At 44.4% G+C, this 11,524-nt stretch carries 7 protein-coding genes, 2 tRNA genes and 3 rRNA genes; 2 read left to right on the top strand and 10 right to left on the bottom strand.

All coding sequences use genetic code 11. From position 1 onward, the window contains the following. Nucleotide 1 precedes the first annotated feature (1 nt). The 8 genes from I2C87_RS09340 to I2C87_RS09305 form a co-directional block, all read right to left on the bottom strand. A tRNA-Val gene (locus I2C87_RS09340) sits at nucleotides 2–74 on the bottom strand. Between the two features lie 127 nt (nucleotides 75–201). Next, a 5S ribosomal RNA gene (gene rrf, locus I2C87_RS09335) occupies nucleotides 202–317 on the bottom strand. Nucleotides 318–397: 80 nt separating this feature from the next. Continuing rightward, a 23S ribosomal RNA gene (locus I2C87_RS09330) occupies nucleotides 398–3,296 on the bottom strand. Nucleotides 3,297–3,425: 129 nt separating this feature from the next. Beyond that, nucleotides 3,426–3,498 (bottom strand) — tRNA-Ala (locus I2C87_RS09325). A 53-nt stretch (nucleotides 3,499–3,551) separates the two neighbouring features. Further along, nucleotides 3,552–5,100 (bottom strand): 16S ribosomal RNA (locus I2C87_RS09320). The 16S, 23S and 5S rRNA genes sit together here with 2 tRNA genes alongside, the layout of an rRNA operon. Nucleotides 5,101–5,391: 291 nt before the next feature. After that, nucleotides 5,392–5,937, bottom strand: a complete 546-nt coding sequence (gene hpf, locus I2C87_RS09315; RefSeq protein WP_006596830.1) for a ribosome hibernation-promoting factor, HPF/YfiA family — start codon at nucleotides 5,935–5,937, stop codon at nucleotides 5,392–5,394. 87 nt (nucleotides 5,938–6,024) lie between these two features. Further along, on the bottom strand, nucleotides 6,025–6,630 hold the full coding sequence (locus I2C87_RS09310; protein WP_229046351.1) for a ComF family protein: 606 nt from the start codon (nucleotides 6,628–6,630) through the stop codon (nucleotides 6,025–6,027). Nucleotides 6,631–6,692: 62 nt separating this feature from the next. Next, entirely contained in the window at nucleotides 6,693–7,991 is a 1,299-nt protein-coding gene (locus I2C87_RS09305; RefSeq protein WP_195324732.1) for a DEAD/DEAH box helicase, read from the bottom strand. A 55-nt stretch (nucleotides 7,992–8,046) separates the two neighbouring features. Here I2C87_RS09305 and I2C87_RS09300 point away from each other — a divergent pair, with 55 nt between their 5' ends. Then, a complete protein-coding gene (locus I2C87_RS09300; protein WP_135783395.1) occupies nucleotides 8,047–8,679 on the top strand; it encodes a YigZ family protein in 633 nt (210 codons plus the stop codon). Between the two features lie 91 nt (nucleotides 8,680–8,770). After that, nucleotides 8,771–9,700 (top strand): cysteine synthase A, encoded by a 930-nt coding sequence (cysK, locus tag I2C87_RS09295; RefSeq protein WP_125329919.1) that lies wholly within the window; start codon nucleotides 8,771–8,773, stop codon nucleotides 9,698–9,700. Nucleotides 9,701–9,751: 51 nt separating this feature from the next. Here the strand turns inward: cysK and I2C87_RS09290 are convergent, their stop codons facing one another. Next, nucleotides 9,752–10,120 carry a S1 RNA-binding domain-containing protein gene (locus tag I2C87_RS09290; RefSeq protein WP_048715304.1) on the bottom strand — a complete coding sequence of 123 codons (369 nt, stop codon included), beginning with the start codon at nucleotides 10,118–10,120 and terminating at the stop codon, nucleotides 9,752–9,754. Continuing rightward, the gene (locus tag I2C87_RS09285; protein ID WP_195324729.1) at nucleotides 10,117–11,523 is read right to left on the bottom strand and encodes a Cof-type HAD-IIB family hydrolase; all 1,407 of its coding nucleotides are present in this window, start codon (nucleotides 11,521–11,523) and stop codon (nucleotides 10,117–10,119) included. Before I2C87_RS09285 ends, I2C87_RS09290 begins: the two co-directional genes overlap by 4 nt. Between the last annotated feature and the right edge of the window lies 1 nt (nucleotide 11,524).

Below are 11,524 nucleotides of genomic sequence, written 5' to 3'. Positions count from 1 at the left end.
ATGGGAGTTAACGGGATCGAACCGCTGACCCTCTGCTTGTAAGGCAGATGCTCTCCCAGCTGAGCTAAACTCCCAAATGGTCGTTTAACTCACTGGACCCCTGTCGTGCACTGACTTACGTCAGTTTCGACAAAGTCGAACTTACGTTCTCCTTAGCTGAGCTAAACTCCCAAAAAAGGAAGTCTTTTAACTTCCTATCTTGCTAAGCGACTACCATATCTCACAGGGGGCAACCCCCAACTACTTCCGGCGTTCTAGGGCTTAACTTCTGTGTTCGGCATGGGTACAGGTGTATCTCCTAGGCTATCGTCACTTAACTCTGAATGATGAACATTCAAAATTGAATACCTATATTCTAACAAAAATCTAACCAGCTGTAAATATTCTCAGTTACTTTTTGGATAAGTCCTCGAGCTATTAGTATTAGTCCGCTCCATTGCTCACACAACTTCCACTCCTAACCTATCTACCTGATCTTCTCTCAGGGCTCTTACTAACATATAGTTATGGGAAATCTCATCTTGAGGTGGGTTTCACACTTAGATGCTTTCAGCGTTTATCCCTTCCCTACATAGCTACCCAGCGATGCCTCTGGCGAGACAACTGGTACACCAGCGGTAAGTCCACTCTGGTCCTCTCGTACTAGGAGCAGATCCTCTCAAATTTCCTACGCCCGCGACGGATAGGGACCGAACTGTCTCACGACGTTCTGAACCCAGCTCGCGTGCCGCTTTAATGGGCGAACAGCCCAACCCTTGGGACCGACTACAGCCCCAGGATGCGACGAGCCGACATCGAGGTGCCAAACCTCCCCGTCGATGTGAACTCTTGGGGGAGATAAGCCTGTTATCCCCAGGGTAGCTTTTATCCGTTGAGCGATGGCCCTTCCATACGGAACCACCGGATCACTAAGCCCGACTTTCGTCCCTGCTCGAGTTGTAGCTCTCGCAGTCAAGCTCCCTTATACCTTTACACTCTGCGAATGATTTCCACCCATTCTGAGGGAACCTTTGGGCGCCTCCGTTACCTTTTAGGAGGCGACCGCCCCAGTCAAACTGCCCGTCAGACACTGTCTCCGATAGGGATCACCTATCCGGGTTAGAGTGGCCATAACACAAGGGTAGTATCCCAACATCGCCTCCATCGAAACTGGCGTCCCGATCTCTATGGCTCCTACCTATCCTGTACATGTGGCACAGACACTCAATATCAAACTGCAGTAAAGCTCCATGGGGTCTTTCCGTCCTGTCGCGGGTAACCTGCATCTTCACAGGTACTAAAATTTCACCGAGTCTCTCGTTGAGACAGTGCCCAAATCATTACGCCTTTCGTGCGGGTCGGAACTTACCCGACAAGGAATTTCGCTACCTTAGGACCGTTATAGTTACGGCCGCCGTTTACTGGGGCTTCAATTCATACCTTCGCTTACGCTAAGCACTCCTCTTAACCTTCCAGCACCGGGCAGGCGTCACCCCCTATACATCATCTTACGATTTAGCAGAGAGCTGTGTTTTTGATAAACAGTTGCTTGGGCCTATTCACTGCGGCTGACCTAAGTCAGCACCCCTTCTCCCGAAGTTACGGGGTCATTTTGCCGAGTTCCTTAACGAGAGTTCTCTCGCTCACCTGAGGCTACTCGCCTCGACTACCTGTGTCGGTTTGCGGTACGGGTAGAGTATGTTTAACGCTAGAAGCTTTTCTTGGCAGTGTGACATCACTAACTTCGCTACTAAACTTCGCTCCCCATCACAGCTCAATGTTATAGAACTAAGCATTTAACTCAATTCACACCTCACTGCTTAGACGTGCACTTCCAATCGCACGCTTTAGTTAGCCTACTGCGTCCCTCCATCACTACATACTCTAGTACAGGAATATCAACCTGTTGTCCATCGGATACACCTTTCGGTCTCTCCTTAGGTCCCGACTAACCCAGGGCGGACGAGCCTTCCCCTGGAAACCTTAGTCTTACGGTGGACAGGATTCTCACCTGTCTTTCGCTACTCATACCGGCATTCTCACTTCTATGCGTTCCAGCACTCCTCACGGTATACCTTCTTCACACATAGAACGCTCTCCTACCATACCTATAAAGGTATCCACAGCTTCGGTAAATTGTTTTAGCCCCGGTACATTTTCGGCGCAGGGTCACTCGACTAGTGAGCTATTACGCACTCTTTGAATGAATAGCTGCTTCTAAGCTAACATCCTAGTTGTCTGTGCAACCCCACATCCTTTTCCACTTAACAATTATTTTGGGACCTTAGCTGGTGGTCTGGGCTGTTTCCCTTTCGACTACGGATCTTAGCACTCGCAGTCTGACTGCCGACCATAATTCATTGGCATTCGGAGTTTATCTGAGATTGGTAATCCGGGATGGACCCCTCACCCAAACAGTGCTCTACCTCCAAGAATCTTAATGTCGACGCTAGCCCTAAAGCTATTTCGGAGAGAACCAGCTATCTCCAAGTTCGTTTGGAATTTCTCCGCTACCCACAAGTCATCCAAGCACTTTTCAACGTGCCCTGGTTCGGTCCTCCAGTGCGTTTTACCGCACCTTCAACCTGCTCATGGGTAGGTCACATGGTTTCGGGTCTACGACATAATACTAAGACGCCCTATTCAGACTCGGTTTCCCTACGGCTCCGTCTCTTCAACTTAACCTCGCATCATATCGTAACTCGCCGGTTCATTCTACAAAAGGCACGCTCTCACCCATTAACGGGCTCGAACTTGTTGTAGGCACACGGTTTCAGGTTCTATTTCACTCCCCTCCCGGGGTGCTTTTCACCTTTCCCTCACGGTACTGGTTCACTATCGGTCACTAGGGAGTATTTAGGGTTGGGAGATGGTCCTCCCAGATTCCGACGAGATTCCACGTGTCTCGCCGTACTCAGGATACTGCTAGGTATAAAGACTATTTAAAATACGAGGCTATTACTCTCTTTGGCCTACCTTCCCAGGTAGTTCTTCTATAATCTTTAAGTCCACATTGCAGTCCTACAACCCCGAAGAGTAAACTCTTCGGTTTGCCCTCCTGCCGTTTCGCTCGCCGCTACTAAGGCAATCGCTTTTGCTTTCTCTTCCTGCAGCTACTTAGATGTTTCAGTTCACTGCGTCTTCCTCCTCATATCCTTAACAGATATGGGTAACAGGTATTACCTGCTGGGTTCCCCCATTCGGACATCCCCGGATCTAAGCTTACTTACAGCTCCCCGAGGCATTTCGTCGTTTGTCACGTCCTTCTTCGGCTCCTAGTGCCAAGGCATCCACCGTGCGCCCTTATTAACTTAACCTTATTAACCTAATTTCTTAAAAAATTAGAAAACTCATTAAATATTCACAGCGTTTTCGGTTTATTTTCTTGTTACTATTTGATATAGATATTCAATTTTCAATGTTCATCCTTGGTGATCTCTCACCAATGGAGCCTAGCGGGATCGAACCGCTGACCTCCTGCGTGCAAAGCAGGCGCTCTCCCAGCTGAGCTAAGGCCCCACAAGACCTCTCAAAACTAAACAAGACGAACGTGCAGGTTTCCTTATCCTTAGAAAGGAGGTGATCCAGCCGCACCTTCCGATACGGCTACCTTGTTACGACTTCACCCCAATCATCTATCCCACCTTAGGCGGCTGGCTCCTAAAAGGTTACCTCACCGACTTCGGGTGTTACAAACTCTCGTGGTGTGACGGGCGGTGTGTACAAGGCCCGGGAACGTATTCACCGCGGCGTGCTGATCCGCGATTACTAGCGATTCCGACTTCATGTAGGCGAGTTGCAGCCTACAATCCGAACTGAGACTGGCTTTAAGAGATTAGCTTGCCGTCACCGACTTGCGACTCGTTGTACCAGCCATTGTAGCACGTGTGTAGCCCAGGTCATAAGGGGCATGATGATTTGACGTCATCCCCACCTTCCTCCGGTTTATTACCGGCAGTCTCGCTAGAGTGCCCAACTGAATGATGGCAACTAACAATAGGGGTTGCGCTCGTTGCGGGACTTAACCCAACATCTCACGACACGAGCTGACGACAACCATGCACCACCTGTCACCTCTGTCCCGAAGGAAAGCTCTATCTCTAGAGCGGTCAGAGGGATGTCAAGACCTGGTAAGGTTCTTCGCGTTGCTTCGAATTAAACCACATGCTCCACCGCTTGTGCGGGCCCCCGTCAATTCCTTTGAGTTTCAACCTTGCGGTCGTACTCCCCAGGCGGAGTGCTTAATGCGTTAGCTGCGGCACTGAGTCCCGGAAAGGACCCAACACCTAGCACTCATCGTTTACGGCGTGGACTACCAGGGTATCTAATCCTGTTTGCTCCCCACGCTTTCGAGCCTCAGCGTCAGTTACAAGCCAGAGAGCCGCTTTCGCCACCGGTGTTCCTCCATATATCTACGCATTTCACCGCTACACATGGAATTCCACTCTCCCCTCTTGCACTCAAGTTAAACAGTTTCCAAAGCGTACTATGGTTAAGCCACAGCCTTTAACTTCAGACTTATCTAACCGCCTGCGCTCGCTTTACGCCCAATAAATCCGGATAACGCTCGGGACCTACGTATTACCGCGGCTGCTGGCCCGTAGTTAGCCGTCCCTTTCTGGTAAGATACCGTCACAGTGTGAACTTTCCACTCTCACACTCGTTCTTCTCTTACAACAGAGCTTTACGATCCGAAAACCTTCTTCACTCACGCGGCGTTGCTCGGTCAGACTTCCGTCCATTGCCGAAGATTCCCTACTGCTGCCTCCCGTAGGAGTCTGGGCCGTGTCTCAGTCCCAGTGTGGCCGATCACCCTCTCAGGTCGGCTATGTATCGTCGCCTTGGTGAGCCGTTACCTCACCAACTAGCTAATACAACGCAGGTCCATCTGGTAGTGGAGCAATTGCCCCTTTCAAGCAGATATCATGCAATATCTACTGTTATGCGGTATTAGCTATCGTTTCCAATAGTTATCCCCCGCTACCAGGCAGGTTACCTACGCGTTACTCACCCGTTCGCAACTCATCCGCTCGGTGCAAGCACCAAGCTTCAGCGTTCTACTTGCATGTATTAGGCACGCCGCCAGCGTTCATCCTGAGCCAGGATCAAACTCTCATTAAAATAATTGTTTGTCTTAAACTCATTCTGTCACTGACAGATTTATTGTTTTTTTCATTGTTCAGTACTACAACATCAGTTGTAGCGCCCTGCACATTGGTTCGTCTTGTTCAGTTTTCAAAGGTCTTTGTCGCTCTCGCGCGACAACTATATTAGTATATCACGACCATGAAAACTTGTCAATATCTTTTTTCTATTTTTTTAAATTTTTTTGTTTTTTATTTAGAAACTTTATCTTCCTTTAATATAGGAAAGCTCCTGTATGTTCTACAGGAGCTTTCTTATTGTATTAGCTTATTTTTCTTTGACTTCAAGAAGTCCTACATCTCCATCTTCACGACGGTAGATGACGTTTGTTGTGTTGTCTTCCACATCTTTGTAGATGAAGAAGTCATGTCCCAATAGTTCCATTTGTAGAATGGCTTCATCTAGTTCCATTGGTTCAATGTCAATCGTTTTTGTGCGGACAACTTTTTCAAGAGCAACGCTTTCCTCAACCAGAGCGTCTGTAAAGATTTTGCTGGTTGCAGATTTGCTACGATTTTTCTTTTCAATTTTTGTTTTATTCTTTCGAATTTGACGTTCAATCTTATCAACTACCAAGTCGATTGATCCATACATATCTTGAGAAACATCTTCTGCACGAAGTGTAATGGAACCAAGTGGAATCGTGACCTCAACTTTTGCAGTTTTTTCACGATAAACTTTTAGGTTTACGCGGGCATCCAATTCTTGCTCTGCTTGAAAATATTTTTCAATTTTTTCGAGTTTAGAAACGACGTAGTCGTGAATGGCTTCTGTTACTTCTAGGTTTTCACCACGGATACTATATTTAATCATATAAGTACCTTCTTTCTAAACGTTTTTCTTTTTATATCTATATTATAACGCTTTCATTTTGTTTTTGCAAATATATTTTTGAATATTCTATCTTGCTAATGAAAAAGATATTATTTCTTTCACCCCATTTACAATTAACATTTCTTTGGCTCTTTCGATTGTTGCTCCTGTTGTATAGATATCATCTACTATCACTATATTTTCAGGCCAGTTTTGATTTTCTAGCTCTATGCGTTCAAAGACTTGTTCTGCTTTCAATCTTTCCTTTTTATTTTTTTGTGATTGGGCCTTTGTATCCTTTTTTCTCAATAGGTCTTGATAGGAGATTCCCGCAGATTCTAAAATGGCGGTTACTTGATTAAAGCCTCTCTTCTCTTTCCTCTCATCGCTTAAAGGTATGGGAACTATGGTATAGCCTTTATATCTTTTTAGTTCCGCCTTCATTTCTTCAGCAAAGAGACAAGCTAACAATTGGTCACCTTGAAATTTATACCTTTGAAAATATTCCTTCATTTCTTCATTATAATAGTAAAGCGCTCTATGATTTACCTTCTTTCCTTTTCGTTTCCACTCTTGGCAATCTTCACAAAATGTCTCGGTGCTTTTTTTACAACAAGTCTTGCAACTAGCTTCACTAATTGGGTCAAACTTGTTTTTACAGTTGTCACACATTGTTGGATTATCCTTTTTCATTAGGATGAGGCTCTTTAAGGATTCTTGATTGAAAATCTCTTCATCACATAGCAAACAATTACTCAAAAACCTGCCTCCCGATTCATTTCTTTTATTTCTTTAATTGCTTGTGTCATCTCTTTGCTACTACCTTCTGCCAAGTATAGTAATTCCCCTGTGGGTCTTTCCATACTTCTTCCCACACGACCAGCGATTTGAACCAGAGCGCTCTTGGTAAACAATCGATGGTTGGCCTCAATCACGAACACGTCTACTTTAGGGAAGGTGACCCCCCGTTCAAGAATGGTCGTTGACACAAGGATGGTGATTTCTTGATTGCGAAATTTTTCTACCAGTTCCAACCTATTGTCCGTTTTTGAGGTTACCAGTTCGATGATCTCATTCTTGAAGGCCCTTCTTAATAGACTGAGGATTTTTTCTCCTAATTCGATTTCTGATACAAATAGGATCAGGGGGAAAGAGGTTTTCCGTTGTTTTTTTATTAGCTTGAGCAACTTCGTTGGCACTTGTTTCTTCTCTACTTTTTTACGTAGATCTTTTAACCATACTTTTTTAGGGACCACAAGAGGATTGCCATGAAAGCGTCTGGGTAGGCTAACGCGTTTTATCTCCTGTTTTTTGACTTTTTTATCCAATTCTTCTGTGGAGGTAGCCGTCAAATAGATGAGCTTCCCATTCTTGGTTACGGCATTTGAAACTGCATGATAGAGAACGGGGTTGTCAACAAAAGGAAAGGCATCGACTTCATCGATTATGAGGAGATCGAAAGCTTGATAAAATTTGAGTAGTTGATGAGTAGTGGATATGACAAGAGGCGTTCGAAAATAAGGATCTGAATCACCGTGCAACAAGGAGATGGGACAGGAAAAGTCCAGCGTCATCCGTTTATACAATTCAATACACACGTCAATCCTTGGTGTAGCAATGCATACACATGTCCCTTTTTTAATCATTTCCGCCACCACTTGGTACATCATTTCCGTTTTACCTGCTCCTGTTACCGCGTGTACCATCATTGGCTTGCTTTCTGTCAAGGATTGAACCAACTCCTGGGAAACCCGACTTTGAAAGGGAGTTAAGGTACCCTGCCATCTTAAGACTTCTTCTTGCGGAAAGGCTTGTTGGGGAAAGTAGTAGAGTGCTTGGTCACTCCTAACTCTTCCTAATTGAATACAGGCTCTACAATAGTAGCTTCCTATCTGTAGTTTCCATCTAGCCTTATCAATCTGGGTTCCGCACCGATTACAAATCAACGCCGTCTTTTCCTGCACTATAGCTGGTAGTTGCTGAGCCTGCTCAAGCAGGTCATCCTCCAGTTGGTCTTGGGTGAACAAACGTCCATAACAATCTTCAAGTTTCATACTTATATATTCGTAAAAGCTCGCAGTTTTAAGAGTTTTTTTGTAAAATAAATGTATGGAATACAAGACTTTTAAAGAGGACGGTCTCGTCCAAGAAGAAATTAAAAAATCCCGCTTTCTTTGCCATGTTAAACGAGTTTATACTGAAGAGGAAGCTCGCGACTTTATAGCCGCTATCAAGAAGGAACATTATAAGGCAACTCACAATTGTTCTGCTTTTGTCATTGGAGAGCAATTTGAAATTAAACGGACTAGTGACGATGGCGAACCTAGTGGGACTGCTGGCGTGCCCATGCTTGGTGTTTTAGAGAACCACGAACTGACCAATGTCTGTTGCGTTGTCACTCGTTATTTTGGAGGCATCAAGCTTGGAGCCGGTGGACTCATTCGCGCTTATGCTGGCAGTGTCGCACAAGCGGTGAAAGAAATCGGTCTCGTTGAGATCAAAGAGCAGGTTGGTCTAGGGATTAGCTTGACTTATCCCCAATACCAAGAGTTTGCGAACTTTTTATCCGCTCACCAATTAACAGAATACCAGACAGACTTCACCGATGCTGTCTTTAGTCTGATCTATGTAGATAAAGAGCAAAAAGAAAATGTGATTGCGGACCTGATTGATTTTTACCATGGAAAAGTCGAGATTAGTGATCAGGGATTAAAGGAAGTGGAAGTTCCCATCCAGCTATAAAAAAAGGCTATCGCCTCGATAGCTTTTTTATATTTTACAAACCTTCTTACTGGCGGTATACTGGATACACTAACAAAGGAGTGTATATCGTATGCCAATCTATCAAAATATTACAGAATTAATCGGAAAAACACCTATTGTAAAATTGAACCACCTAGTACCTGAAGGGGCTGCTGATGTCTATGTTAAATTAGAAGCCTTCAACCCTGGGTCATCTGTTAAAGACCGGATTGCTCTTAGCATGATTGAAAAAGCAGAACGAGATGGTCTTCTTCAACCCGGTTCTACTATCGTTGAAGCAACCAGTGGAAATACAGGAATTGGTTTGTCATGGGTCGGAGCTGCCAAAGGGTATAAAGTGGTCATCGTCATGCCTGAAACCATGAGTGTTGAACGTCGAAAAATCATTCAAGCTTATGGAGCAGAACTTGTCTTAACTCCAGGTAGTGAAGGAATGAAAGGAGCTATCGCTAAAGCAGAAGAAATCGCTGCAGAACGAAACGGTTTCCTTCCCCTCCAATTTAACAATAGCGCCAACCCAGAAGTCCATGAAGCAACAACAGGACAAGAAATTTTAGAAGCTTTTGGGCCAAATGGATTGGATGCTTACGTCAGTGGTGTTGGAACTGGTGGAACTATTTCAGGTGTTTCTCATGCCTTGAAAAAAGTCAACCCAGCTGTCCAAGTCTATGCAGTCGAAGCAGATGAATCAGCGATTCTTTCTGGTGAAAAACCTGGACCACACAAAATCCAAGGATTGTCAGCAGGTTTCATTCCAGAAACGTTGGATACCAATTCTTATGATGGCGTAATCCGCGTCACTTCTGAACAAGCTTTAGAATTAGGTCGCTACATTGGTGGAAAAGAAGGATTCTTAGTTGGAATTTCATCTGCCGCCGCTATCTATGCAGCAATTGAAGTCGCTAAAGAGCTTGGCGCTGGTAAAAAAGTCTTGGCTTTGGCACCGGATAATGGAGAACGTTACCTTTCAACTACCCTTTACGATTTTGATCAAGAATAAGAAAGAGGCTACGATGTAGCCTCTTTTCTTTCTATCTGCTGAAACAAATTCTTATTTTCCTTGACTAGTGTCACTCAAAAATTCTTTACTTTCTTTAATCCAAATAGGTAATTGTTTGGCTAAAGGAGTAAAACCGATCTTATGGCGATCATTTGAAAAACGATGATGGCGAAAATGCTTTCTGTTCCCAGCTTCTAAGGCTCGAAGGGACAAGCTAGCCTTCCCAGAGTATTCATCTATATCAATAACCTGAGTACAAACTTGATCCCCAATTTTTAAGATATCATGAATGTTGTCGATATATCCACTGCGGATTTCAGAAATATGGATCAAACCGGTTACCCCTGTCTCTAATTCAACAAAGGCTCCATAAGGTTGCAAGCCTGTCACAACACCCTTGAGTTTATCCCCGATTCTCATGCCTCTCCCTCAATGTCAATCGATTCCATGACCACGTCTTCTTTAGGTTTGTCCATGGCACCTGTCTCAACTGCCGCAATTGTATCCAATACTTGATAAGAAGCTTCATCCATCAACTGACCGAAAACTGTGTGACGACGGTCCAAATGAGGAGTCCCTCCTTCTTCTGCGTAAATTTCTGCAATAGCTTCAGGCCAACCACCACGGGCAATTTCCTTTTTAGAATAAGGAAGGTGTTGGTTTTGAACGATGAAGAATTGACTACCGTTGGTATTTGGACCGGCATTGGCCATGGATAACGCACCACGGATATTGTACAACTCTTCTGAGAATTCATCTTCAAAAGACTCTCCATAGATGGATTCTCCACCCATACCTGTTCCAGTTGGGTCCCCACCTTGGATCATGAAATCTTTAATGATGCGGTGGAAAATCACTCCATTGTAGTAGCCATCTTTTGCAAGTGCAATAAAATTTGCTACTGTTTTCGGAGCTTGTTCAGGGAAGAGACGAATCTTCATATCTCCATAGTTGGTATGAATCGTCGCAATTGGTCCTGTTTCTTGATCCATTTTTGTTTGTGGTAAGTGCAATTCTTTTTCAACCATTTTTAACTCCTCTAAGGCATGTAAGATGCCATCTTCTTCTAAATTTTTTGTGACATAATCTGCTTTAGCTTTTAATGCATCCTGGGCGTTTCCCATGGCAATCGCTAAACCAGCATAGTCAAATAGTTCTAAGTCGTTCAATCCATCCCCAAATGTTAAGACATTTTCTGGTTTGAATCCCAATTTTTCGACTACTTTTGAGACACCATGAGCTTTTGATTGCTGATCTAAGACAACATCTGATGAGATTGGGTGCCAGCGAACCAAACGCAATTTTTGCTCCAAATTCTCAGGTAGGGCATCAACTGTTTTACCAGTCTCGAAAGTCCACATCTGATAAATGGGATGTTTGGCAGCAAAATCGGGATCTACTGGTAGCTTTGGATAAATGGGGTCAATAGCCCGACTTATCTCTTCTGTCCGAGTCGAAAGAGCTGCTTGGTGATTCCCAACCAAACCATAATGAATCCCTACCTGCTTAGCCCAAGCAATAAAGTCCTGAACAAGTGGATTTGGTACCCTTTCTTCATAAATGACATGCTCCTTACAATCAATCACGTAGGAACCATTCAAAGTGACATAGAAATCAGGTTGGAGAGCCTTGATTTCTTCTGGCACTCCAAAAATCCCTCTTCCACTAGCAATAGCTGTGTAAATTCCTTTTTCTCGTAATTGAGAGAATACTCGGGTGACCGAAGCCGGAACATAGCCGGTCTCAACGTTTCGTAAGGTATCGTCAATATCAAAAAATACTATTTTAATCTTTTTTGCTTTGTAGCGTGTTTTTGCATCCATG

Origin of the sequence: Streptococcus sp. 1001283B150225_161107_H12 (assembly GCF_015552665.1) — a bacterium.
Lineage (GTDB): Bacteria > Bacillota > Bacilli > Lactobacillales > Streptococcaceae > Streptococcus.
Note: the sequence above shows the minus strand (reverse complement) of the source record. Positions and strands in the feature narration are given on the sequence as shown.